The sequence below is a fragment of the Gordonia sp. CPCC 205515 genome (genome assembly GCF_048537925.1).
Taxonomy (GTDB): domain Bacteria; phylum Actinomycetota; class Actinomycetes; order Mycobacteriales; family Mycobacteriaceae; genus Gordonia.
The window spans coordinates 119,609-144,906 of sequence record NZ_JBCLVJ010000007.1 but is presented as its reverse complement, the minus strand read 5'-3'; the positions used below and the strand labels follow the sequence as shown (position 1 = coordinate 144,906).

Annotated in this window: 21 protein-coding genes; 10 read left to right on the top strand and 11 right to left on the bottom strand. The window is 67.2% G+C overall.

Annotated features, from left to right (window positions below; translation table 11 throughout):
- Window position 1: 1 nt before the first annotated feature.
- Complete coding sequence (locus AAFP30_RS09750) at window positions 2–3,757, bottom strand: hypothetical protein (protein ID WP_419229698.1); 3,756 nt, start codon at window positions 3,755–3,757, stop codon at window positions 2–4.
- 365 nt (window positions 3,758–4,122) lie between these two features.
- On the opposite strand from AAFP30_RS09750, the gene AAFP30_RS09745 reads away from it, so the two are divergent.
- The 5 genes from AAFP30_RS09745 (at window position 4,123) to AAFP30_RS09725 (ending at window position 8,748) form a co-directional block, all read left to right on the top strand.
- Window positions 4,123–4,524, top strand: a complete 402-nt coding sequence (locus AAFP30_RS09745; protein ID WP_419229697.1) for a RidA family protein — start codon at window positions 4,123–4,125, stop codon at window positions 4,522–4,524.
- Window positions 4,521–5,705 (top strand): winged helix DNA-binding domain-containing protein, encoded by a 1,185-nt coding sequence (locus tag AAFP30_RS09740; protein WP_419229696.1) that lies wholly within the window; start codon window positions 4,521–4,523, stop codon window positions 5,703–5,705. Before AAFP30_RS09745 ends, AAFP30_RS09740 begins: the two co-directional genes overlap by 4 nt.
- A gap of 65 nt (window positions 5,706–5,770) precedes the next feature.
- Entirely contained in the window at window positions 5,771–6,460 is a 690-nt protein-coding gene (locus AAFP30_RS09735; protein ID WP_419229695.1) for a DUF899 domain-containing protein, read from the top strand.
- A 78-nt stretch (window positions 6,461–6,538) separates the two neighbouring features.
- Entirely contained in the window at window positions 6,539–7,252 is a 714-nt protein-coding gene (locus AAFP30_RS09730) for a response regulator transcription factor (RefSeq protein ID WP_419229694.1), read from the top strand.
- A gap of 53 nt (window positions 7,253–7,305) precedes the next feature.
- Window positions 7,306–8,748 carry a sensor histidine kinase gene (locus AAFP30_RS09725; protein WP_419230150.1) on the top strand — a complete coding sequence of 481 codons (1,443 nt, stop codon included), beginning with the start codon at window positions 7,306–7,308 and terminating at the stop codon, window positions 8,746–8,748.
- 183 nt (window positions 8,749–8,931) lie between these two features.
- On the opposite strand, the gene AAFP30_RS09720 is transcribed toward AAFP30_RS09725, so the two are convergent.
- Window positions 8,932–9,771, bottom strand: a complete 840-nt coding sequence (locus tag AAFP30_RS09720; RefSeq protein ID WP_419229693.1) for a hypothetical protein — start codon at window positions 9,769–9,771, stop codon at window positions 8,932–8,934.
- 19 nt (window positions 9,772–9,790) lie between these two features.
- The gene (locus AAFP30_RS09715) at window positions 9,791–10,792 is read right to left on the bottom strand and encodes a DNA adenine methylase (RefSeq protein WP_419230149.1); all 1,002 of its coding nucleotides are present in this window, start codon (window positions 10,790–10,792) and stop codon (window positions 9,791–9,793) included.
- Between the two features lie 158 nt (window positions 10,793–10,950).
- Between AAFP30_RS09715 and AAFP30_RS09710 the strand changes: the two genes are divergently transcribed.
- Window positions 10,951–11,379 (top strand): HIT family protein, encoded by a 429-nt coding sequence (locus AAFP30_RS09710; RefSeq protein WP_419229692.1) that lies wholly within the window; start codon window positions 10,951–10,953, stop codon window positions 11,377–11,379.
- A 163-nt stretch (window positions 11,380–11,542) separates the two neighbouring features.
- Here AAFP30_RS09710 and AAFP30_RS09705 read toward each other — a convergent pair whose 3' ends face one another.
- Window positions 11,543–13,639, bottom strand: a complete 2,097-nt coding sequence (locus tag AAFP30_RS09705) for a RecQ family ATP-dependent DNA helicase (protein WP_419229691.1) — start codon at window positions 13,637–13,639, stop codon at window positions 11,543–11,545.
- A gap of 114 nt (window positions 13,640–13,753) precedes the next feature.
- Between AAFP30_RS09705 and AAFP30_RS09700 the strand changes: the two genes are divergently transcribed.
- From AAFP30_RS09700 to purD, 4 genes are all read left to right on the top strand, one after another.
- Complete coding sequence (locus tag AAFP30_RS09700) at window positions 13,754–15,034, top strand: glycosyltransferase (RefSeq protein WP_419229690.1); 1,281 nt, start codon at window positions 13,754–13,756, stop codon at window positions 15,032–15,034.
- Window positions 15,031–17,205 carry an ArnT family glycosyltransferase gene (locus tag AAFP30_RS09695; RefSeq protein ID WP_419229689.1) on the top strand — a complete coding sequence of 725 codons (2,175 nt, stop codon included), beginning with the start codon at window positions 15,031–15,033 and terminating at the stop codon, window positions 17,203–17,205. The genes AAFP30_RS09700 and AAFP30_RS09695 overlap by 4 nt, the downstream gene beginning before the upstream one ends.
- Before the next feature lie 77 nt (window positions 17,206–17,282).
- Window positions 17,283–18,497, top strand: a complete 1,215-nt coding sequence (locus tag AAFP30_RS09690) for a low temperature requirement protein A (RefSeq protein WP_419230148.1) — start codon at window positions 17,283–17,285, stop codon at window positions 18,495–18,497.
- Between the two features lie 34 nt (window positions 18,498–18,531).
- Window positions 18,532–19,785 (top strand): phosphoribosylamine--glycine ligase, encoded by a 1,254-nt coding sequence (gene purD / locus AAFP30_RS09685; protein ID WP_419229688.1) that lies wholly within the window; start codon window positions 18,532–18,534, stop codon window positions 19,783–19,785.
- Between the two features lie 4 nt (window positions 19,786–19,789).
- On the opposite strand, the gene AAFP30_RS09680 is transcribed toward purD, so the two are convergent.
- The 7 genes from AAFP30_RS09680 to AAFP30_RS09650 form a co-directional block, all read right to left on the bottom strand.
- Window positions 19,790–20,764, bottom strand: coding sequence for an alpha/beta hydrolase (locus AAFP30_RS09680; RefSeq protein WP_419229687.1), 975 nt, complete (start codon window positions 20,762–20,764; stop codon window positions 19,790–19,792).
- Window positions 20,765–20,841: 77 nt separating this feature from the next.
- On the bottom strand, window positions 20,842–20,997 hold the full coding sequence (locus AAFP30_RS09675; RefSeq protein ID WP_419229686.1) for a hypothetical protein: 156 nt from the start codon (window positions 20,995–20,997) through the stop codon (window positions 20,842–20,844).
- Window position 20,998: 1 nt separating this feature from the next.
- A complete protein-coding gene (locus AAFP30_RS09670) occupies window positions 20,999–21,610 on the bottom strand; it encodes a DsbA family protein (protein ID WP_419229685.1) in 612 nt (203 codons plus the stop codon).
- Between the two features lie 10 nt (window positions 21,611–21,620).
- On the bottom strand, window positions 21,621–22,031 hold the full coding sequence (locus tag AAFP30_RS09665; protein ID WP_419229684.1) for a DUF302 domain-containing protein: 411 nt from the start codon (window positions 22,029–22,031) through the stop codon (window positions 21,621–21,623).
- Window positions 22,032–22,046: 15 nt separating this feature from the next.
- The gene (locus AAFP30_RS09660) at window positions 22,047–22,316 is read right to left on the bottom strand and encodes a metal-sensitive transcriptional regulator (RefSeq protein WP_419230147.1); all 270 of its coding nucleotides are present in this window, start codon (window positions 22,314–22,316) and stop codon (window positions 22,047–22,049) included.
- A 61-nt stretch (window positions 22,317–22,377) separates the two neighbouring features.
- On the bottom strand, window positions 22,378–24,468 hold the full coding sequence (locus tag AAFP30_RS09655; RefSeq protein WP_419230146.1) for an MMPL family transporter: 2,091 nt from the start codon (window positions 24,466–24,468) through the stop codon (window positions 22,378–22,380).
- Between the two features lie 177 nt (window positions 24,469–24,645).
- Entirely contained in the window at window positions 24,646–25,254 is a 609-nt protein-coding gene (locus AAFP30_RS09650; RefSeq protein ID WP_419229683.1) for a TetR/AcrR family transcriptional regulator, read from the bottom strand.
- Between the last annotated feature and the right edge of the window lie 44 nt (window positions 25,255–25,298).

Below are 25,298 nucleotides of genomic sequence, written 5' to 3'. Positions count from 1 at the left end.
GTCAGCCGCACTCCGGCGGAATGTCGGTGTGCGGCAGATACATCTCGCGTTGCGCGGGGGTGAGTTCGGCGGTGGTACCGCAGATCCACCGTTGTGCAACAGCGGGATCGGTCGTCTGACGTTGAATGCTGCCGGTGGTGTCACCGCCGGTGACGATCTCGGCATCGGTCGACAGCCGTTGCGGTAGTTGCCAGGTCGTGGTGGTGTCGGTGGTGACGATGAGTTGGGAGATGGTCTGTTCGTCATGCAGCTCACCGGAATCGGTGAGGGTGTAGGTGATCAGCCGATGCGTCGCGGTACCGACCGCGAGTCCTGACGGTGTCAACGAGAGTGTGGCGGCATGGATATCGGGTTTGCGGTCCAATCGTCGCGGCGTTGCGGTGGTGATCTCCCAGGTGGTGAGATCTCGCGCGGCGACAATGAGTTTCGTTCCGTCGGCGCTGAAGATCGCTTTGACCGCGGGCGCGTCGACGGTGATCACCGTCGGCGGTAGGCCTGCGGTGGTGAGGTCGTAGAGGTAGACCCGCTTGTCGTCGGAGCTCACCGCGAGTCGAGTGCCGTCCGGACTGAACATGATCCCCCGGATCAGGTCGGTCGGCCCGGTCAGCGGAGCGCCGACGGGGGCCGGCTGCCGTGGGTCGGCGGTATTCCACAGCTGCACAGTGGTATCCGTCGCACCGGTCGCCAGCGTGTCGGCTGTCTGGGAGTAAGCGGTGGCGTTGGTGTACCGGGTGCCCACCGTCAGTTCGGCGGTCCGCACCGGCCGGTTCGGCGCGGCGATGTCCCACACCTCGACCAGTCCGCCGTTGTTGTTCGCGGTGGCCGCCTGAGTGCCGGCCGCGTTCATCGAGATCGTCGGATGGTCGTTGACCCGCCGCTGAATGGGTGTGCGCGCATGCTGAATCCACCCATCTCGTCGGTCGGTCCAGACATTGAGTGTGGTGTCGGTGCCGACCGATGCGACCACCTCGCCCTGCGCGCTGCGCGCGAGACCGGTGATGACGCCACCGCGGTCGGGTGTGACCGTCGGCGGCAGATGCCACAGGTCCACGGTGCCGTCGGAACGGCCGACCGCGAGGCTCGACCCGTCGGGGCTGAACGCGGTGGAGAACGCGCGGATCGACCCCTGCTCGGAGATCCCCTGAGCGCTGGCCGATTGCAGCGACCACATGGTGACCGGGTTGGCCGGGTCTACGGTGTTCCACACCGTCACGGCGCCGTCGGCGCGTGCCGACGCGACCTGATTGTCGTTGGGTCCGTAGACGATCGACCACGATCCCGCGGTGGTGGTGGGCATCGTCGTGGTGAACGGCACCGGTCGGGCCGGGTCCGCGACGTTCCACAACTGAGCGTTGGGGCTGTCACCGGTGACCGCCAGCGAGCGACTGTCGGCGCTGAAGGCCACCGAGTGCGCGATGCTCGGGAACCCGGTCAGTGGGGCACCGGCGGGGATGGGGCGATCGGGGGAACTGTTGTCCCACAGTCGAACCACTCGATCGTCGCCGCCCGTCGCGAGGAGGCGTCCGTCCGGACTGTAGTCGACGGTGCGGGCCGCGCCGGTGTGGCCGGCGAGTACTGCGGTCTCGGTCAGCGATCCGTCGTCACCCACCCGGTAGATGGTCACCGAGCCGTCGTCGGAGGAGGCGGCCAGATGACGTCCGTCTGGGGCGAAGCGCACCAGATACACGGTGCCGTGTCCGGGTGTCACCGACGTGACCTGGCTGGGTGCCGCAGGGCTGTCGATGTTCCACACGCGCACCGTACCGTCGCCGCTGCCGGTCGCCAGGAGTGGCCGGGTCGGGTGAAAGGCGGTGGAGGTCAGATAGTTTCCGTATCCGGTGAGGGTGGACACGGACCGGTAGGAGCCGTCGTCGGCGCGTTCCCACACCCGGGCGGTCCGGTCACCACTGGCGGTGGCCAGCAGCCGACCATCGGTGTCGAAGGCCACGTCGTATACCGGTCCGGTGTGCCCGGCCAGTGGCAACGCCAGGGGGCTGGTTGTGGCTCCGAGAACCCGTTGGCTCACCGACGGGTCGTTCGGATACAGACCCTGGGCCACCAGCAGCAACCGCGCGGCGACCGACGGATTGCTCTGCTGCAGGCTGTCGATGTGCGAGAGCAGCGCGGCGTGCTCGGCGTTGTTGCGCTGGCGGGTCAGGTCATGTGCCTGACGCAGCGCGATCGCCGCGGTGATCGACGAGGCGACCGCGAGCACCACCACCGTCGCGACCGACAGCAACCGGATGATGCGGCGTCGTCGTTGCTGGGTGACCGCCGCGTCGAGGAACGCCTCGTTCTCGGCGGAGAGGAGATGCTGATAGTTCTGGCGCAGCGCGGCTCGATGCGCGCGGGCGGTGTCCAGCCGCGAGCCGGTGTAGAGGAATGAGCGGCTGTGGTCGGTCTCGGTCCAGGAGACGGTGTCGGCGTCGAGTTGCTGCCGCCACAGGTGCACTCCTGAATCGGCGGCGATCCACTCGGCCAGGCGCGGCCACGAGGTGAGGATGACGTCGTGCACGAGCATCACCGAATCCGCCGACATGATCAGCAGGCGGGCCTGCGCGAAGATGTCGATGACCCGGGAGATGCGGTCGGGGAAACGGTCGGCGATCGTGTCGGTGGCCAGCGGGACGCGCAGCGCGATGCCTGCGGGCCCGACATGGACCAGCGCGAGCAACAGGGCGCGGGCCAGGTTGCGGTCGGCCGCGTCGACCGATGACCACGCCGCTTCGGCAGTGTCGGCGACGGCCCGCGCGATGCCGCCCGTCGCGCGATATCCGGAGATCGTCATGCGGTTGCCGGAGCGTCGGGACCAGGTCGCCGCGAGCACGTGCGCCAGCAGCGGCAGCCGGCCGGCACGATCGCCGATCGTGGAGGTGGCGTGCAGGTCGTTGATCATCACGTCGGCGAGCCCGGACTCGATGCGTCCGCCGGCGAGCCGGACCGGACCGGTGATCACCTCACGCAGTTGCGCGCCGGTCATCTCCGAAACGATCACGCAGCGCGTCTGCCAGGCCTGGGCGAGGATCGGGAACTCGACGCACTGGCCGAAGAAGTCGGCGCGCACCCCGAGCACGACCACCGCGTCGTGCGCCCACTCCTCGACCCAGCCGATCGCGGCGACGAGGTCGTCGTCGGGCAAGCCGAACACATCCTCGAACTGATCGACGACGATCACGCCGCAGTCCGCAGCCTCGTCGATGCGTGGACCGTCGACCTCGATGCCGTCCGACGTGACGACCGCACGCCGGGGCGCCGCGAGGCGACTGTCCCGGGCGAGTCCGGCACCGAGCAGCGACGACTTCCCGGACCCCGACACCCCGGCGACGATGATCAGCCGCGGCCCGCTGGGTGCAGCGGCGGTCTCCAGGATGGCATCGACAAGGGTCGTCACCAGATCGTCGCGACCGAAGTACAACGCCCTGTCGGCGGCGGTCAGCGTGGCCAGCCCCGCGTAGGGCCGGGTCACGGGCGCGCTCCCGACGGGGGCGGGATCTCCGTCGTGCTGCTCGGTCAGATGCTGATCCCACAGTTCTTTCCACTGCGGGATCGACAGCACATCTGCCTCGTGCGCGGCGACGGCCCGCGACGTGAGCCACACGAGCAGCGGCTCGACGGTCGCGAAGTCCCGCGGCAGATGCCGCCCGTTCCGCCAGTCACTGATCCGCTGCGCCGACACTGTTGACCGCGACGCTGCGGCGCGCAGCGTCGGCCGCCCGGCCTGCACGAACAACCGGGCCAAAGCCTCACCAAAGTCCACTCGTCCCCACCGACATCCCCGACCGACAAGTCCCGTCAATGATGCGCCGAACAGGGGCACGGCCGCCAATCGAGTCGTGTGACTGCCGAAACCGAAGCGGTCCGGACGGGTCCGGCGTCCGGTCCGGAAAGTCGGATCCGGTCCTGACCTGCTGCTACGCCACAATCCTGCGCTGGATGATGGATCCGCGTACGCGCGTCGGGTCAACTGGTTGCAGCGAGTTCGAGGGCCGGTCACCGGAGCGACGAACCCGCAACGCTGCCGCCGTTGCACGACATGTGGCGGTGCGACGGACACCGCCCGGTCGGGGGTCCATGTCGCGCAACGGCGCAGCAGTGTCAGACCTCAGCCGTAGGATCGGGCGCATGTCGCGAGTTCGCCTGAACGGATCGGCCGCCCTGCACGACGGGGGATACGCGTACAGCGCGACGGTCGCCCCGGGCCCGCTGTTGTTCACCGCCGGAATCAGTCCGCTCGACGCGGAAGGTGTCATCGTCAAACCCGGCGATGTCGTCGGCCAGATGCGTCGGTGTCTGGAGATCCTCGGGGTGGTGCTGTACGAGCAGGGCGCGTCGTTGACCGACGTCGTGAAGCTGACCATCTACGTCGCCGAGCATCTGCAGGCCGACCTGTATGTCGCGTGGCAGGAGGTCGTCGCCGAGTTCGGCGCCCCGGTGCCGCCGGCCATGATGCTCGGGGTCACCGTGCTCGGCTACGACGATCAACTCGTCGAGATCGAGGCGATCGCCGCACCGCCCGTCGCGTGACCGCACGCCCGTTCATCTCCGACGCCCAACGCCGGGCGCGGCTGCTGCGCCGGCACCGACTCACGGCCGATAGCCGCGCGGCGACGGTCACCGAGGTCGCCGACTCCGTGGTCGGCCTGCACGCGACGACGCCGTCCACCGTCTACCTGTCGGCCCGCGCCCGGGTGGTCGACCTCACCCCGGACGTGGTGGACGACGCCCTCTACGTCCGGCGCAGCGTCGTCAAACAGCTGGCGATGCGCCGCACCCTGTTCGTGATGACCCGGCCGGTGCTGGCCGAGGCGATCGGTGCCATCGGACCCCGGGTGACCGCCTCCGAACGCACCAACATGCTGCGTGACCTCCGGCGCAGTCCCGACTTCGACGACCCCGACACCTGGATCGACACCGCTCGGGCGGCGGTGCTCGGCGACCTGGCCGACGGGTCCTGCCGCACGTCCACCCAGCTCCGCGAGCGGCTGCCCGACCTGGACGGCTACGTGCAGATCGCCCCGGACAAGTCCTACGGCAGTCGGGTCCCGATGGGGCCACGGGTGCTGAACATGATGAGTGCCGCCGGCGACATCGTGCGCGGCCCCAACACCGCCGTGGCCTGGTCTCAGTCCCGACCGGCATGGGCCTCGATGACGGCATGGCTCGGCGAGGAGCTACCGCAGATCTCGGTGGCCGACGGGCACCGCGCGATGATCCAGCGCTGGCTGCGGTCCTTCGGCCCGGGCACCGAGACCGATCTGGTGTGGTGGCTGGGCAGCACCAAGACGGCCGTGCGCGCGGCGCTCGCCGAACTCGACGTCGTGGAGGTCGAGCTGGATCGCGATCAGACCGGCTACCTGCTCGCCGACGACCTTGCACCCGAGGATGACGCCGCACCCCAGGCGTCGCTGCTGCCCGAACTCGATCCCACCACGATGGGCTGGAAGCAACGCGACTTCTATCTCGGCGACCACGCAGCCCACATCTTCGACTCGACCGGCAACGGCGGGCAGACCGCCTGGTGGGGCGGACGCATCGTCGGCGGGTGGCGACAGAACCGCGACGACGGATCGATCGTCGTGCATCCGCTGGAGAAACTGCCCCGCGCCGCGACCCGGGCCCTCGCGGCCGAGGCGGAGCGACTCGCCGACTGGCTCGGCGACGTCCGACCGACGCCCGGCTACCCCGCGCCGTTCATGCGCAGCTGATGGACCGATGACTTCGGGACGGCGTCGCGGTCTACCCAGACACAGCACCTCGAAGGGAGCAATCAATGACCAACGGAATCGGCGACGTGGTGGACGAACACACCTGGCGCAGCGCCCTCGACGAACTACGCACCCGCGAGAAGGCGGCCACCCGCGAACTCGACGCGATCGCCGCGGCGCGACGACGGCTACCTGTCGTGGAGTTGCCCGACTACACCCTCATCGGCCCGGACGGCCCGATCCGGCTTGTCGACATCTTCGACGGCCGGCCCCAACTCATCGTCTACCACCACATGTGGAACGACGGCGCCGAGTTTCAGTGCGGCGGCTGCACGAGTTTCACCTCGCAATTCACCCGCCTCGACTTCCTCGACAACTACGACGCCCGGTTCGTCATCGTCACGAACGGCCCGATCGACGAAGCACTGGCCTACCGGCGAAAAGTCGGCAACCGGATGGAGTGGTACTCGTCGTCGGAGAGCAGCTTCGGCGCCGACATGGACGCCGCGCCCGGCGAGGGCTTCGGGCTCAACACCTTCGTGCGGGACGGCGACACCGTCTACCGCGCATGGCACACGAACGGGCGGGGAGTGGAACAACTTGCGCACACGTTCCCGCTCATCGACGCCCTCCCGTGGGGACGTCAGGAGGAGTGGCAGGATTCGCCCACCGGGTGGCCGCAAAGGCCCACCTACTCGGGTTGGCTCGACTCGCCGGATGTGGCGAACCTGTACGGTCCCGACTCCGACAGCTAGAAACCGCAGGTCACGGCTCACAGGTAGCTCCCAGACAATATCCAGAGAAAGGTGAGCTTCCTGGGAGATAGTGATGGCATGAGCGAAACTGCAAAGGGCAACGGTGCGAAGATCCTGGTCGTCGACGACGAGACCAACATCCGGGAACTGTTGTCGGTATCGCTCAAGTTCCAGGGCTACGAGGTCGAGACATCGGAGAACGGCCCGGCCGCCATCGACCGCTGCCGTACTTTCAAACCCGACGCCCTGATCCTCGACGTCATGATGCCCGGCATGGACGGGTTCGGTCTCCTGCGGCGGCTGCGCGCCGACGGCGTCGAGGCGCCCGCCCTGTTCCTCTCCGCCCGAGATTCGGTGGAGGACAAGATCAACGGACTCACCATCGGCGGCGACGACTACGTCACCAAACCGTTCTCCCTCGAAGAGGTCGTGGCCCGGCTGCAGGTGTTGTTGCGGCGCAGCGGTTTCGACGAGCAGGCCAAGGATTCGTCGCGACTGCGGTTCGCCGACATCGAACTCGACGACGAGACCCACGAGGTGTTCAAGGCCGAGAAGCTGGTTCCGCTCTCGCCCACCGAGTTCACCCTGCTGCGCTACTTCATGGTCAACGCGGGCACCGTGCTGTCCAAGCCGCGCATCCTCGATCACGTGTGGAACTACGATTTCGGCGGTGAGGTCAATGTCGTTGAATCGTATGTGTCCTACCTGCGCCGCAAGCTGGATTACGGTGAGAAGCCGCTCATCCACACCCTGCGCGGAGTCGGCTACGTGATGCGGGAGCCGCGCGGGTGACCACCACGCCGAAGACCACCGAGCAGGCCCCGAGTACATCCGGGCCTGCTCCGTTGTTGTCCCGTCTGGAAGATTCCCGCAAACGCGGAGTGCCGCTGCGTATCTCGCTGGTCGGGTTGACGCTCGTGCTGGTTGTGCTCGGACTGTTCGCGTCCGGCCTTGCCGTCACCTCGGCGATGAAACAGGACCTGATGTCGCGGGTCGATGCAGGTCTGATGAACGCCGTGCAGACCTGGGCCAAGCCGCGCGATCCCGCCCAGGCGCCGCAGCAGGGGCCACCGCCGGGGCCGCGACGCCCACCGTCGCAATACTATTCGATGATCACCATCGGCACGGGTGACACCATCACCAACAACGACTTCGCCGACGAACCCGACGTCGACGCCATCCCCGCGAACGATCCGGGCCCGGTCACTGTCGGATCCGCCGATGGCGACGGCCCGGACTGGCGCGTCGTGCGGACGGCCACCGAGTACGGCGAGTCGGTGGTGGCGACCCCGCTGACCGACGTGCAGGCGACGTTGCGCCGCCTGATGTGGCTGCAACTCGGTATCGGTGCCGTCGTGGTGCTCGCCATCGGGGCGCTCAGCTACTGGCTGGTGCGCAACAGCCTGAAACCGCTTCGGCGCGTGGAGGAAACCGCGCACGCCATTGCGGCAGGCAATCTCAACATGCGGGTGCCGCCGGCGCCGCTGAACACCGAGGTCGGCAGTTTGTCGTCGTCGCTCAACACGATGCTCGGGCAGATCCAGCGAGCGTTCGCGGCGACTGCCGCCTCCGAGCAGCAGGCGCGTACCTCCGAGGAGAAGATGCGCCGGTTCATCGCCGACGCCAGCCACGAGTTGCGTACCCCGCTGACCTCGATCAAGGGTTTCGCCGAACTCTACAAACAGGGTGCGGTGCCCGACGCGGCAGATGCCATGGGACGCATCGACACCGAGGCCGGCCGGATGGGGCTGCTCGTCGAGGATCTGCTGATGCTGGCGCGCCTCGACGCGCATCGACCGGTCGAAGAGCAACCGGTGGATGTTCTCGCGTTGGCCGCCGACGCGGTTCTGGGTGCGAGAGCCGCTGCGCCGCATCGAGAAATCGAGATCCAGATCGGCGACTCGGACGAACCACCGATGGTGTCCGGGGATGCGCCGCGCCTACTGCAGGTGTTGCGCAACCTGATCAACAATGCCATCGCCCACACCCCGGACGAGGCGTCCATCACCGTCGGTATCGGGTTGGATCGGACCGGCGGCCGCGACGACGTCGTGCTCACCGTCACCGACACCGGCCAAGGGCTCACCCCCGAGGAGGCCGCCCACGTGTTCGAGCGGTTCTACCGCGGCGACTCATCGCGCAGTCGGGGCGACAAGGGCGGCGGCAGTGGCCTCGGACTGTCGATCGTCGCCGCACTCGTCGACGCGCACGGCGGCACCGTCGGTGTCGACTCGACCCCCGGCCAGGGCGCGACCTTCTGGGTCCGCCTGCCCCGCTTGGCAAGCTGACACAAGAGCGGCGGCGGTGGCCTCGACTTCGACAAGCTCAGCCCGGCGGATGCGCTCGGCTCCTTCGTCGCCGGGCTGATCCGAAGAGGCCCCCCACACGCTGATCGAGTAGTGAGGAGCGCTAGCGACGAGCGTATCGAGATCATGTGCGCACCGAGGCCACTTACGTTGCAGCAGAGGCCCTCACAACAAACGCTGTAGCCGCGCGAACTCGGCGAGATCGTCGCGGAACACGTCGAGGGTGGCGAGGGTGTACATCCCGTCGATGAGATGATCGGCCCACAACTGGTGGATGCGTCGTAGGTCGGCTTGCCGTGACTTCCAACCGATTCCGTCGATCACCGCGAGCACCATCTGGCGCGGGAGCCGGACCTCGGCCATCTCCTCGATCTCCCGCACGGCGTCGGTCAGTTTGCTGCCGGTCGAGTCGAAACCCTTGGCGGCCACCACGATATCTGCGCCGCCGTCGCGGCCGACGATCAGATCCGCGGGCGCATCCCGACCACCCCGGCCGGTGAACCGGGAGCGGGTGACATACGGCAACCCGAGGTCCGAGGCGATCGCCTCGATCTCGTCCTCGATACGTCGGCCAGATTCGCCCGCGCGGGTGGCGGTGGCGCGGGTGCCGGATCGGGCGATGAGAATGTCGGCGAAGGTGTAGGTGCGGTCCATCTGGACCCGCAGTGTGCGCACCAGATCGAACTCCTCGTCCATCCAGCTGACGAGTTCGAAAGGCTGTGTGCGCGCGACCTTTCGCCACGACGACGTGCCGAACTTGTGATGCAGATTGTTGCGCAACTTCTCCTGCGAGAGTCCCACCGCCAACCGCAGGATCGAGTCCTCGTCGGCGTGATCCCTGGCCCACACCGCGAGGCCGGTGAGGTCGGTGTCGAGTACCTCGGTGAGCGTGTCGACCACCTCGACGATCTGCTCGGCCTCCGGTGTCGAGGCGGTCGGGTCGACGTGGGAGGTCAAGCGTCCCAACGTCTTCAGGTAGTCATCAAAATCGCCGGCATCACTCATTGCGGAATCTGTCTGCGGCTCAGTCGCGCCCGATGAACAGGAACTCGCTCACGTCGCGACGGGTGGCGGCGGCGTGGGTGCCGAAACTGTACTTGTGATCGATGGCGATCACCTCGACCGACGGTTTGACCTTACCCAGCAGGTCGACGATCCGATCCGCGCCGGGCAGTGCATTCGACGAGTACGACAGCACGATCGCCCCGGCGGACTCGAAATGCTCGAAGGTGCGAACCAGCGCATCCTCGATGCTGTGCTTGTACGCGAACGGCGTGTAGCGCTTGGTCAGCTTCTTGGTCTTGGTGTGCTCCATGATCGTCATGCCGCGCCAGTACGCGGAGAGCCCTTCGAGGAAGTGATAGCGCTTGATGTAGTCATTGTCGTCGGTCGGGGGCGCATACGGCGGGTCGAGATAGACCAGATCCGGCGGCGCGCCGAGCGCACTCACGTCGAGATCGAACACGTCGCCGCTGGTGCTGCGGCTGGTGCGGCCGTTGCTGAACACCGTCGCGTTGTACTCGCCGGCGGCGCGGAGCCGGAAATGGTCCCGCAGCGACATCGTCAGGTCGCGACGCCCGTCGGCGTAGCGCGACGAGTCGGTGAACGTGAACACCCCGCGCGGCTGCTTACGCGCCGCCGAAAGCACCAGCGCCGAGATCGCCAGATCGCGACGATAGCCGCGCAGCAGGTCGATGTGGGACCACGCCGAATCCAGGAACTCGCGATCCTCGGCGGTGAAGTAGAGGCCGTCGAAGGTGCTGCGGATGAAGTCGCGGTCGTCGGCGGGTGGCCCGCAGATCTCCTCGATCAGGTCGGACTCGAGTCGGACGCTGGAATTGGCGACGGTGGCCCGCGCGATGATGTGCGGAAAGGTCAGGAAATCGTTGCTGATCACCCCGAAACCCTGTGCCTTGAGGAGGTAGGACACCACGCCGGAACCGGAGAAGGCGTCGACCGCGGTGGTACCGCCGATCTCGGCGAAGGTCTGTTCGAGGTGGGGGAGCAGCCGGTACTTCGAGCCCATGTAGCGCAGCCGCGGGAACCGCTGTGCTTGTGCCACGACGTCACTCGAACTGACGATCCGGGCGGCGCGGGTGAACTCTGGTCGACTCACAGGGAAAGGATGTCATGGAGGTCCGACAACGCCGCGGCGTCCACGCCGGGGGACATACACTGACGCCCATGGCTTCCGTCTTCACCAAGATCATCAATGGAGAACTGCCCGGACGATTCGTGTGGAAGGACGGTCAGGCCGTCGCCTTCCTCACCATCGAGCCGGTGGCGCCGGGTCACGTCCTCGTCGTCCCGCGCAAAGAGGTCGACCACTGGGAGCAGATGGACACCGCGTCGTTCACCCATCTCGCCGACGTTGCGCAGAAGGTCGGACGCGCCATCAAGGAGGGACTCGACGCTCCCCGTATCGGCATGCTGATCGCGGGACTCGAGGTGCCCCACGTGCACGTCCACGTGTTCCCGGCGGCGAGCCCGGAAACCTTCGACCTCGGCAATGCGCGCAAGGACATCACGCCTGCGGAGCTCGACGCCGATGCCGAGCGCATCCGGGAGGCGCTGCGGGCCACCGGCTACGGCGAGTACGTCGCCGACGCCTGACCTAGTGGTCCTGTCCGTAAATTCGCCGGGGGTCTTCGGCGTTCGATGAACGACTGGCTGCGTTGTCGTCGATCACGATGACGCTGTCATCGCTCACTCCTCCGCCTTGCCAGTCGCCCATCGCTCCACCGAATACCCCGGACGAATTTACGAACAGCACCACTCATACCGTGCGGTGAATCAGCAACGGCAACACTGCGGTCGCCCCGGCCTTGCGTAACTCGGTCGCGGCCAGTGTGATCGCCCACCCGGAACGGGATTCGTCGACGACGAGCAGCACCACCTGACCGGCCACCTCGGGCACCTCGCCGAGATGGTCACGCCAGTACGTCGCCTCGGTCGCCCCGGTCGCGTCGCGGCCGGGGCCATCGCCGGAGCGCACCGGGAACCGCAGGCCCGGCCGGCGGCCGACCTCGCAGAGATGTTGCGCGACCTGCTCGGCGAGCACGGTGCCGGTCAGGCGCAGCGACAGGATCACGTCCGGACGGATGCCGGCCTCACGCACCCACGCCGACAGCGTCGCCACCGCCGCATCGCCGAGATCACGCAGTGCTTGCTCGTCGCCTCGGCGGGCATCGAGGAGCAGGTCCGCCCACTCGGGTGCGTCGGCATGGGCCAGTACTCGGCCTGGCTCGGCGGCCAGATCCGCGCCGATCCGGCCTCGGGTCCCGAAGTCGCCGCCGGGCCACATCTTTCGTGGCTCGAGGATCAGCGCTGACCGGCGCAGTGAACCGGTGATCGCGCGCACCGTGTCGGCGGGCACCTCCGCCGACAGCGGTTCGGTCAACCGGCCGCGACACACCGAACACCGACCACACGGCTCGGCGGCGGGATCGTCGAGTGACGATGTCAGCAACTGCATCAGGCATTCCCGCCCGGCGACGTAATCACGCATGATGTCGGCTTCGCGCCGGCGCACCGCGAGCACCCCGTCGTAGTGTTCGGCGTCGTAGGTCCACGCCTTGCCGGTCGACTCCCACCCGTCGGGTCCACGTTCGGTCACCCCATCGACGGCGAGTTGCTTCAGCATCAATTCGACGCGGCCCCGGCGGAATCCGGTCGACGACTCCAACTGCACCACCGACATCGGTCCGTCGGCGCTGCCCAGCGTGTCCAGCAGGCGACTCATCCGATCCGGATCGGGGATGGTGGCGGTCGCGAAATGTTCCCAGATCGCGTCGTCGGACGTCGCGGCCAACAGCATCACGACCGCCTCGTCGAGCGCGCGACCGGCACGACCCACCTGCTGGTAATAGGAGACCGGCGACGGCGGTGACCCGACGTGGACGACGAAGCCGAGGTCGGGTTTGTCGTACCCCATGCCGAGTGCCGAGGTCGCGACGAGTGCCTTGATCTCGTTGCGCAACAACGCATCCTCGAGGCGATGTCGGGTGTCGGCGTCGAGTTGGCCGGTGTAGGCGGCGACGGGATAATCCGCGCCCTGTACCGCGCGGATCGCGTCGACCAGGCGGTCGGCGTCGGCGACGGTCAGGACGTAGACGATGCCCGAGCCCGGCAGGGTCGGCAGGTACTGTGCCACCCAGCCGTACCGTTCGATCGGGGATAGCCCGTCGATAACGTTGAGATGCAATGACTTTCGGGCGAGCGGTCCGCGTAGGACCAGGGTGTTGGCGCCGAGCTGGGCGGCGACGTCGTCGGTGACGCGGGCGTTCGCGGTTGCCGTGGTCGCCAGCACGGGTGTCTGCGGGTTCAGCGTCTGCAGCACATCGGAGACGCGCCGATAGTCCGGCCGGAAGTCGTGGCCCCAGTCCGAGATCGCGTGCGCCTCGTCGATCACCAGCAACCCCAGTTGACCGGCCAGCGCATCGAGGACTCGCCGCCCGAATCCGGGGTTGGCCAGGCGTTCTGGCGACACCAGCAGCACATCGAGCTCCCCAGAGCGGAGTTCGCCTTCGATGACCGACCACTCGTCGAAGTTCGACGAGTTCAGCGTGGCCGCCCGCAGTCCAGCGCGCTCGGCGGCCGCGACCTGGTCGCGCATCAGTGAGAGCAGCGGCGACACGATCAAGGTCGGACCGCCGTGGGCGGACCGGATGATCGCCGTCGCCGTCCAGTAGACCGCGGACTTTCCCCACCCGGTGGCTTGCACGACGAGGACGCGTGCCGCCGGGTTGAGCAGCGCAGCCACCGCGGTGAGCTGGTCGTCCCGCAACCGTGCGTCGGCGCCGGCCAGACTCCCGATGACGCTGTCGGCGACCTGCTGCTGCTCGGCGGTCAGGTGTGCGATTTCGGCAGGCATGGTGCCAACCTAATCGCAGGGGCCGACAAGACGGTCCGCGGACGGTGAGTTGTTCACAGGAACCTGCCAGCGACGGCGCAGTGTGGACGAAGTTTGCGAACCGATATTTGACTCATGACAGCAGAAGCGCTCCCGATGGCCGCCTCGGCCATCACCACCGTGGCCGACAGCTCTGCACCGGCCCCCGTCCTCGACATCGTCGTTCCCGTCTACAACGAACAGGCCGACATCGTGCGGTCGGTGCGTCGACTACGCGAGCACTTGGACACCCACGTGCCCTACCCGTCGCGGATCACCGTCGCCGACAACGCCAGCACCGACTCCACGCTGGCGCTCGCGGCCGAGCTAGCCGGCGACCAGGACGGCCTGCGCGTCATCCACCTCGACGAGAAGGGGCGCGGTCGTGCACTCAACGCGGTGTGGCGGGCCAGCGACGCCGAGATCGTCGCCTACTGCGACGTCGACCTGTCGACCGACCTGAACGCGCTGATGCCGCTCATCGCGCCGCTGAAGTCGGGTCACTCCGACATCGCCATCGGCAGCCGCCTCTCGCGGGGCTCGCGGGTCGTGCGCGGACCCAAGCGTGAGTTCATCTCGCGCTCCTACAACCTGATCCTGCGCACGACGATGCGCGCCAAGTTCTCCGATGCCCAGTGCGGCTTCAAGGCCATGCGCACCGACGTCGCGCGACTGCTGCTGCCCTACGTCGAGGACACCGGCTGGTTCTTCGACACCGAACTCCTCGTCCTCGCCGAGCGGATCGGCCTGCGCATCGCGGAGGTGCCGGTCGACTGGGTCGACGACCCGAACAGCACCGTCGACATCGTCGCCACCGCGGTCGCCGACCTCAAGGGCTGCGCGCGCGTGGGCTACGCACTGGGTACCGGCCGCCTGCCGATCGCCGAATTGCGCACCACCATCGGCCGCGACCGGGCACCGGGACCTCAGCTCGACGGCGTGCCGCCGGGCCTGGTCGGGCAGCTCGCCCGATTCTGCGTGATCGGCGTCGCCTCGACCATCGCCTACGCGGTGCTCTACCTGATGCTTCACTCGATCCTGGGTGCGCAGGTGTCGAACTTCGTCGCCCTGGCCATCACCGCGGTCCTCAACACCGCCGCGAACCGCAAGTTCAGCTTCGGCATCTCCGGTCGGGAAGGTGCGGTCAAACACCAACTCTTCGGGCTCGGGGTGTTCGTATTCGGCTGGCTGGTCACCGCCGGCTCGCTCGCCGGCCTGCATGCCTTCGCGCCTGAGGCCTCCAAGCACGTCGAACTGTTCGTTCTGGTGGTCGCGAACCTCGTCGCCACCGCCACCCGATTCGTCGGCCTACGGTGGGTGTTCCGCGGCCATCTCGAGCGCACCGGCGCCCCCGCAACCGAAGGGACCGCTCAGTGAGCACCACCGTCGTCGAACCTCCATCGACCGCACCCGTTCCGCCCGGCGCTTCCGCGTCCGGGCGGAACGCCCGTGTGTGGGAGCCTCTTTCGCTGGCGTCGCTGCTCATCGGCACCGCCGTGCTCTACATCGTCAACCTGTCGGCGAACGGGTGGGCCAACTCGTTCTACTCCGCGGCGATTCAGGCGGGCTCGCAATCGTGGAAGGCCTGGTTCTTCGGGTCGTCGGACATGGCGAACTCCATCACCGTCGACAAACCGCCGATGTCCCTGTGGATTCCGGGCATCTCGGTGCGGATATTCGGTCTCAACTCGTGGGCGATCCTGATCCCGCAGGCGCTCATGGGTGTTGCGAGTGTGGCTCTGCTCTACCTCATCACCCGTAAGTACTTCGGCCACTGGCCCGGCATCCTCGCGGGACTCACCCTGGCCGTGACTCCCGTTGCGGCGCTGATGTTCCGGTTCAACAACCCCGACGCCCTGTTGGTCCTGCTGATGATCGCCGCGGTGTGGGCCACCCTCAAGGGCATCGAGGACGGCCGGCTGCGGTGGATGCTCCTGACCGGCATGTTCGTCGGATTCGGGTTCCTCACCAAGCAATTGCAGGTGATGCTGATCGTGCCGCCGTTGGCGATCACGTATCTGGCTTTCGGACAACACAACTGGATCAAGCGCCTCAGCCATCTGGTCGCCGCTTTGGGCGCGCTGATCGTCAGTGCCGGCTGGTGGATCCTCGCCGTCGAGCTGTGGCCGGCGGACAAGCGGCCGTGGATTGGTGGCTCGCAGAACAACTCGATCCTCGAACTGACCCTCGGCTACAACGGTTTCGGACGCCTCAACGGCAACGAGACGGGCAGCGTGATGCCCGGCGGTGGACGCATGGGTGAGATGTCCGGCTATGCCGGCGGATTCGGCGGGCCCCCCGGCGGAGGTCCCGGCGACCCGGGCGGCGGTGGCATGTGGGGCCAGACCGGTTGGCTCCGTATGTTCGAACCCGCGCAGGGCGGCCAGATCGCCTGGCTGATCCCGACCGGACTCGTTCTCGGTGTCGCGGCGCTGGTCATCATCGGCAAGGCCCGTCGCACAGATCCGCGTCGCGCGTATCTCGCGGTCTGGGGTCTCTGGCTGCTCGTCACCATGGCCGTGTTCAGCTTCATGGCCGGCATCTTCCACAGCTATTACACGATGGCACTCGCGCCTGCGGTCGCCGCGGTGGTCGCCGGTGGGGCTGCGGTGTGTTGGACTGCGCGCGAACGACTCTGGGTGCGCATCGTACTCGCGGTCGCGGTGTGGATCGCGGCGATCTGGGGCTTCGCGCTGCTGAACCGTTCGGCCGACTTCGTGCCGATGCTGCGATGGATGGTGTTGATCCTCGGCATCGTCAGCGGTCTGATCATGCTCGTCGCCCATCGGGCCTACCTGTCCACCCTGGCGCTGGCGACGGCGATCATCGCCGCCCTCGCCGGTCCCGTCGCGTACACCATCAACACCGTCGCCACCCCGAAGCAGGGATCGATCATCAGTGCCGGGCCGCGGGTCAACGGCGAATTCGGTCCCGGCGGGGGCGGATTCGGCGGACGACACGGCGGCATGCGCGGACCGGGTGGCCCCGGTGGCGGCATGTGGGGCCAGGGCGGGCAAGGTGGTCGCGGTGCCCAGGGTGGCCCCGGCGGGATGCCCACACCCGGCAGCACCCAAGGTGGCGCCGGGCAGGCCGGTGGTTTCGGGCCGGGTATGGCCGGTGGACCGGGCGGCGCAGGCGGTCCGGGTGGCATGAGCGGGGAAGGCGGCATGGGCGGCCCCGGCGGACTCCTCAACGGATCCAAGCCGAGCGAGCAGTTGGTGACAATGCTGCAGACCGACGCCGACAAGTACACGTGGGTCGGCGCATCCGTCGGCTCCAACGAGGCGTCGGGCTACCAGCTGGAATCGGGATACTCGGTGATGCCGATCGGTGGCTTCAACGGCACCGATCCGTCGCCGACCCTCGAGCAGTTCCAGAAGCTGGTCGCCGAGAAGAAGATCCATTACTTCCTCGGCGGAGGACGCGGGTTCGGCAACTCCGACACCTCGCGGCCCTCGGCGCAGATCGCCGAGTGGGTGAAGGCGAACTTCACTGCGCGGACGATCGACGGCACCACGGTGTACGACCTCACCGCGCCCACCAGCTGAGCCGATGCTGGGTAGCTGATGCGGCCAGCGCCTACAGTTCGACTGTGACGCTCTCGATCGGACACCCCCTGCGCCGGATGACCGGTCGCGACCCGCACGAGGACGGGCGGGTCGCGACCAGTCTCGAATTGTTCTACGACCTGGTCTTCGTCGTGGCCTTCTCGGTTGCCGGCACCCAGGTCGCGCACCAACTGGCCGAAGGCCACTACCAGGTGGCGACGGTCGGCTATTTGATCTGCACCTTCGCCGCGATCTGGGCGTGGATCAACTTCGCCTGGTTCGCCTCGGCCTTCGACACCGACGACTGGTTCTTCCGGCTCGTCACCCTGGTCCAGATGATCGGCGTGGCCATCATCGCCCTTGGCATCCCCGACATCTTCGTCTCGTTGAACGAGCACGAACACGTCGACAACCGCGTCCTGGTCATCGGCTACATCATCATGCGCGTTGGCATGGTGGCGCAGTGGCTGCGCGCCGCCGCGCAGAGTGCGGAATACCGTCAGGCGTGCCTCATCTACTCCGGCATGACACTCCTCGCCCAGATCGGGTGGGTGGCGGTGATGCTCGTCGACATGACGCCGTTGCCGACAGTGCTCGCCATGGTCGGGTGCGTCCTGATCGAGCTGCTCGGCCCGTGGATCGGGGAACGCGCCACATCCGGAACCCCGTGGCATGCCCATCACATCGCCGAACGCTATTCGCTGCTCACCATCATCACGCTCGGTGAAGGTGTGGTCGGCACCGTCGCGGTGCTCGGCGCACTCATCGAGGTCGAGGGGTGGTCGGTGGAGACCGCGGTCCTCGGTCTGGCCGCGATGGGCGCCACCTTCGCGATGTGGTGGATGTACTTCATCGTGCCGGTCGGTGACGCCCTGCACCGACACCGTGAGAAGAGTTTCGTCTGGGGCTACGGCCACATCATCATCTTCATGGCCGCCGCCGCAGTCGGTGCGGGCCTCCACGTCGCCGCGCTCTACATCGAGCACGAAACCCACATCGGGCCCGGGATGGTCGTTGCCACCTTCGCGCTTCCCCTCGGCATCTACTGCCTCGGGGTGCTGACCATGTACGACTACCTGCTGCCCTTCGACTCGCTCACCGTGTTCCTCGGCCTGGGCGTCATCGCGTTGCTGGTCGCCGCGGTCTGGATGGCCGCCGCCGGCGTGTCGGTGATCGTGGCCGTCGTCGTCGCGGCGTTCGCGCCCGTCCTGGTCGTGGTGCTCGACGAGGCGTTCGGCGTGCCGCGGCGGGCGCAGGCGTTGGCGTCGATGGGGGTGGAGGTGGCGAACTGAATATCGGAGCTGTGTCAACGCTAGAGTCATCACCGTGCGCGTACTCGTGATCGGCTCGGGCGGCCGCGAACATGCCCTGCTCCTCGGACTGTCCCAGGACCCCTCGGTGACCGAACTCCACGTCGGTCCCGGCAACGCCGGCACCTCGACGCTGGCCACCAATCATCCGGTCGATGTCGCGTCGTCGGAAGAGGTTGTGGCGCTGGCCAAGCGCGTCGCCGCCGACCTGGTCGTCATCGGCCCCGAGGTGCCCCTGGTACTCGGGGTCGCCGACGCGCTGCGCGACGCCGGTTTCGCCACCTTCGGCCCGAGTGCCGCCGCAGCCCAGATCGAGGGTTCCAAGGCGTTCGCCAAGGACGTGATGGCCGCCGCCGGTGTCCGGACCGCGCACAGCGAAGTCGTCGACAACCCCGCCAAACTCGATGCCGCACTGGATCGATTCGGCCCGACCTGGGTGGTCAAGGACGACGGCCTGGCGGCCGGGAAGGGCGTGGTGGTCACGCCCGATCGGGCCGTCGCCCGCGATCACGCCGCCGAATGCCTGGAGAGCGGTCACCCGGTGTTGCTCGAGAGTTTCCTCGACGGCCCGGAGGTCTCCCTGTTCAGCCTGGTCGACGGCACCACCGTGGTGCCGCTGATCCCGGCGCAGGACCACAAACGCGTCGGCGACGGCGACACCGGCCCCAACACCGGCGGCATGGGTGCCTACACGCCGCTGCCGTGGCTGCCCGACTCGGTGACGCAACAGATCGTCGACGACGTGGTCAAACCGGTCGCCGCCGAACTCGCCAAGCGCGGTACGCCGTTCTCCGGGTTGCTCTACGCCGGGTTGGCGATCGGCGCCGACGGGCCGTCGGTCGTCGAGTTCAACTGCCGCTTCGGTGATCCGGAGACCCAGGCGGTGCTCGCACTGCTGAAATCACCTCTGGGGCAAGCGCTCAACGCGACCGCCACCGGTACCCTCGACCAACTCCCGCCGCTGGAGTGGGCCGACGGCGCGGCCGTCACGGTCGTCGTCGCCGCCGAGAACTATCCCGGAAAGCCGCGCACCGGCGATGTCATCAGTGGTTCAGAAACCGACGGTGTCCTGCACGCCGGTACGGCACACGATGGCGACGGCGCGGTGGTGTCCGCGGGCGGTCGAGTGCTCGCCGTGGTCGGGACCGGTGCCGACCTGGCCGAGGCCCGAGCGCAGGCCTACGACCGCATCGCGAAGATCAAACTGCCTGGGGCACATCACCGTACCGACATCGGCAAGGCCGCGCTCGAGGGCCGGATCACCCTCTGATAGGTCATCGGGCCAGGTTGCGGCCCAAGAACTCCACGTGATCGGGTAGCACGCTGCGCCAGTAGCGGTTGGTGTGCCCGCCCGCCGACGTCCCGAAGGCGGCGGGCGGGTGCAGTCCGGCCGCCCATTGCCGGGTGTAGGTGAAGAACTGGTCACTGGAGCCGATGGCGATCAACAGCGGGATCTTCGCGAAGGCCTGCTGCTGCCCGAACAGCGAATTCGCTTCGTAGTCTTCATAAGAATCGAAGGCGCGAGGCGGGTAGTTGCGCGGGTCCGCCCACAGCGCCGGTGAGCTGACGGCGATCGCCGCCACCCGCGGCGACCCGAGGAGCGCCCCGATGCGTAGTGCCCCATAGCCACCCATCGACCAGCCGTACAGTCCGATCCGGTCGGTCGAGAGATTCAACGCCGAGTCCGACGCGAGCATCGGCATGAACTCGTCGAGAACCATTGCCGCAGCATCGGACCCGTCGACCCGGGCGTGGTAATAGTTGCGTCCGGCATCGGCCGCCGCGATGGCAAACGGTGGATTGCCCGCATCCACATAGGATTGCAGGACGTTCTGCATCTCCAGCTTCGACGAAAAGATCGACTTCTCATTCGTGTTCAGCGCATGCAGCACGATCACCACGGGCAGCTGCCCGGACACCCCATTCGGCCGCGCCACCGCCCACCTCGTTTCGCGACCGTTCATTTTCGCCGACACGAAACTTCCGGTGACCACCCGTGGCCCACCCGGGGTCTGGGCCGTGTCGGTCTCGGTCTCCGACGGCAATTCATCGTCGGCGGCATGGGTTTCGAGCTTGCGTGGCTCGACGGTCGTCGCCCCCGGCGACCCACAGGCGGCGAGTCCGCCCGCCACGGCGACACCGAGGCCGCCGACCAGCACGGAACGACGACTGACCCGTCGGTGCACGGTCGGATCAGCGGCTGTCAGGTCCGGCGCAGCGTCGGACGATCGGGGGTGTTCTGTGGTCATCGCTTCCACAGCGTACTGGCCCCGCGACGGCGGCACCGACACCAGCGCACCGCGCCCGGGCGCGTCTCACACCGGTGTCAGTGGCGGCGGCCGAACAGGCCGCGTTTGGGCTGCTCTGTGTGTCCCGGACACCACTGCTCGGGCGGCACCGACGCCTTCACGTCGTCGATGTGGTCACCACAGCCGGCCCACGTTGTCTTGCCGCACACACGGCAGGTGGTCGCGTAACACATATCAGGCAGCCTCCTCGAGTTTCGGTGGACCGACCCGCGGTCGTTCCATCTGGGCGAATGCGGGTGCATCGGACAACGCAACGAGTCCGTCGAACAACCGATCCGCTTCGTCCGTCGACGGTATCTCGGTGAGCACCGGCCCGAAGAAGGCGCGACCGGAGACGACGGTGATCGGGCACCCGCCGGTGCCGCCGAGCGCCTCCTGGCTGCGACGATGCGCCTCGGCGACCGCGTCATCCCATCGGTCGTCGTACATCGCCGTGGTCGACGCCGAGTCGAGACCGCACTCGGTGAGTGCCGCAGCCGCGACGTCGTCGGTCAGTGCCAAGCCCTCGGTGTGGAGTCGCCGCCCCAGGGCGAGGTAGAGGTCCTTCGCCGGAACGAGGTCGGCGGTGGCGGCGAGGAGTCGGCCGGCATGACGCGAGGTCACCATTCGCTCGGCGTGTGCGCCGTCCATCTCGCGGCCGTCGTTGAGGACCGCAAGGCTCATCTGATGCCAGGTCACCTCGACACCACGACGCTCGGCGACACCGGCGAGCCAGCGGGAGGTGACCCAGCCGAAGGGGCAGGCCGGATCGACATAGATGTCCACCGTCGGTGCGTGTTCGGTCATCGTCCCCACCTCACGACGCGACCGCGGCGGTCAGGTTGGCGATCGCTGCTTTGAGCTTCGTCGACGCGTCGGCCGCAACGGCCCGCAGATCCGGTTCATCGGTGACCGCGACCATGATGTCGGGATTCATCGCCTCGACGATCACCGTGCCGGGATTCTCGACGTCGTCGCGGACGACGACGTTGCACGGCAGCAGTAATCCGAGCTGTCGGTCCACGCCGAGCGCGCGGTGGGCCAGTTGTGGGTTGCACGCGCCGAGGATGAGGTAGTTCTCCAGTTCTTCGTCGAGCTTCTTCTTGAGTGTCGCGGTGACGTCGATCTCGGTGAGCACGCCGAACCCCTGCTCGGTCAACGCCTCTCGCGTGCGAGCGACCGCATCATCGAAAGTGGTTGGCAGGGTGGTGGTGTAGCCGAGTTCCATGATTGGTGTCCTTTCTCAAGCCAGGGCGAGAAACAGCTTCTCCAGCTGCTCCTCGGTCATGGGTTCACTGTTGTCCGCCTGCTCACCGGTCAGGCATTGCCGCAGTCCGGTGGCCACGATCTTGAAGCCGGCCCGGTCCAGCGCGCGGGATACCGCCGCCAGCTGGGTGACCACGTCCTTGCAGTCGCGGCCCTGCTCGATCATCGAGATCACGCCGGCCAGCTGTCCGTGTGCTCGACGTAACCGGTTGAGTACCACGGTGATCGATTCGTCGTCGCCAACCATCGTCTGTCCTTTCTGCCAGTTGATCCAAGTATACCCCATGGGGTATATGGTCAAGGGTGTTTCAGTGGCTGAACGAGATCTTCGGCAAGACCCGATCCAGCCACTGCGGCGCCCACCAGGCGCCGTGGCCGGTGAGGCGCAGCAGGACCGGCAGCAGGATCAGCCGGACCAAGGTGGCGTCGAGCAGTACCGCCACACCCAGTATGATGCCCATCTCCTTCGGCGGAAGCGGTTGTGCCAGAGCGAAAGTAAAGAACACTGCGACCATCACCGCGGCCGCGGCAAAGATGATGCGGCCCGAATACGCCAGGCCGTTGATCTGGGCGGTCGCCGGGTCCGCCGAATGTTCATAGTGTTCCTTGGCCGTCGCCAGCAGGAACACCGTGTAGTCCATCGCGATGGCGAAGATCATCGCGAAGAAGAACACCGGCCCCCAGCCATCGAGGAACCCTTGCGGCGTGAAGCCGAGGAGCCCGGCGCCGTGACCGTCCTGGAAGATCAGCGTGGCCACCCCGAATGCCGCGGCGGTCGACAGCAGACTCACCAGGGTACCGAGCAACGCGATGAGCGGCGCTCGCAGCGCGACGAGTAGCAGCAGGAAGCCCAGTGTCAGAATGACGCCCACCACCACCGGAAACCATGTGTTGAGGGCCTGCTGGAGGTCGAGATTCTCGGCCGGTGCGCCTCCGACGAGCGCCTCCGACTGCAGGTCCGCACGCAACGTCGCCAGGATCTCGCCCATCTGCGGGCTCGACGGATCGACGTTCGGGATCGCCTGCAGCATCACGTATCCCGATCCATCGGCAGCAGGTTGCGGTGGTGTCACCATGGCAACTCCGCTGCTTTTCGACGCGATCGTCACGGCCTGTGCGGCGTACTCGGCCGGGGTGATGATCTGCAGGGCGCCCGGTGCTCCGGGGCCCATCGCCTCCTGGACCACGCTGTAGCCCTGGCGAACCGGCGCGTCATCGGGCACCACGGTGATCGACGGCATGGCGACCTTGAGGCCGAGCACAGGCAGGGCGAGCAGGATCAGTATCGCCACCGAACCGATGGCGAACGGCCACGGATGCCGATGCAGCAGGCGTCCCCACTTCTCGAATAGCGGCGAATGATGTTGTTGCTTCTTGGCCCAGGGGAGCGAGCCGGCATTGACCTTCGGTCCGAGAGCGGCGAGCGCTGCAGGTAGCAGAGTCATGGTGGCGGCGAGCACGAACACCACCGCCAGCATGATGCCAATCGCCATGGTGCGCACCGCCGGCGCCGGCACCAGCAATACCGCCGACAGGCTCACGAGCACGGTCAGACCCGAGAGCAGTACGGCCTTGCCCGCGGTCTCCATCGTCTCGACGACCGCATGCCCTGGCTCGTTGCGCAGGATCATCGCCGCTCGGAATCGGGACACCATGAACAGCGCGTAGTCGATACCGAGTGCGAGCGCGAACATCATCGCAAAGTTCATGGCCCACACCGAGATCGGTGTGACCGAGTTCAGCAGCACCAGACCGCCGGCCGAGGCGACGAGTCCGGCGACGGTCAACAGCAACGGCAGGCCGGCGGCGACGAGCGAGCCGAATGCGACGACCATGATCGCGAGGGTGATCGGCCAGGAGAACATCTCGGCCTTGATCATCGCCTCGTGATTGGCTTTGTTGAAATCGCTCCACAGTGCCGATGCGCCGGTCGGATAGACCTCGATACCGTTGCCCGACAGTGCAACCAGGTCTTCCTTGTGATCGTCGACGGCCTTGACCATGTCGTCGGTGGAGCTGTTGGCGCCGATCAGAACGACGCCGGTGTGCCCGTCGGCGCTGACGGTCATCCCCGGTTGCGGTGCGACGACCGGTCCGAACCGTGAGTCCGACGCGGCGACGTGGTCGATCTCCGCGACGACACCCTGGACCCGGGGGTCAGCGATCTGCGCGGTGTCCGAGTGGATCACCACCTGTATGGCCGCCGACGAGTTGCCGCCGAAATGCTCTTGTGCCAGTTGGCGAACCGCGACCGACTCGGAGTTGTTGGCCTGCCACCCGGCGCCGGCGAGGGAGGAGAACACCGACGGTGCAACGGCGCCGAGGCCGATCACCATCAGTGTCCAGATGCCGAACACCCAGCGGCGATGAGTGGCGGCCCAGTGTCCGAGTCGACCCATCGGGCCAAGCCGTGCAGTGGACTCCGGACCGGTGGTTCCGGGTTGTGCGGTCGTTGTCACGAGGCCTCCTCAAATATACCCACTGGGGTATTCAACCAACGAGGCGAACATACCCCAGGGGGTATATGGAAGGCAAGCGTCGCCTGCTGATGGACCGGGGAGGATGCCGGTGGCGCGTCAGTCCGAGTGGTCACCCGAGACGGCGCGTAGGCGTCGGAAGGAGTCGCCGATGATGTCGGTCAGTTCGCTCGTGGTCTCCGATGCGACCCACTCTGTGAATGACACTTTGAACACGGTGACACCCGCCTCCGCGGCGAGTCGAGCGTCCACCGCCGCCGAGCCGCGCGCCTGTAATCGCGCCGCCAGAGCATCGCTGAGTGATGCCATTTTCAGCAGTTCGCGTTCCTGCAGTTCGGGATTCGCGTCGATGACGGTTTGTCGTCGACGGGACCAGGGGAGGCGATCGGCAAAGAACAGAGTTGCCGCGGCGCGGATCGCGGTATCTACGGCGGCAAGTGGCGGCAGGTCTGGCGGCGCCGCATCGAGTGCGTCGATCATTGCGTGCTCCAGGGCGTGGCCGCCGTCGAAGAGGACCTCACGCTTGTCGCCGAAATGGCGGTAAAAGGTGCGTTCGGTGACTCCGGCCCGAGCCGCGATATCGGCGACCGAGGTGCTCTCGTAACCGCGCTCGATGAACAGATCGAGCGCGGCCAATTGGAGGCGCTCTCGTGAACCCGTCGGCCATCGTCCCACTCGTCGAGGATACGTGATGACAGATACTGACATCAGGCGTACGGTTGTTGATGTCAGAACCTGACATCAACCGAGGA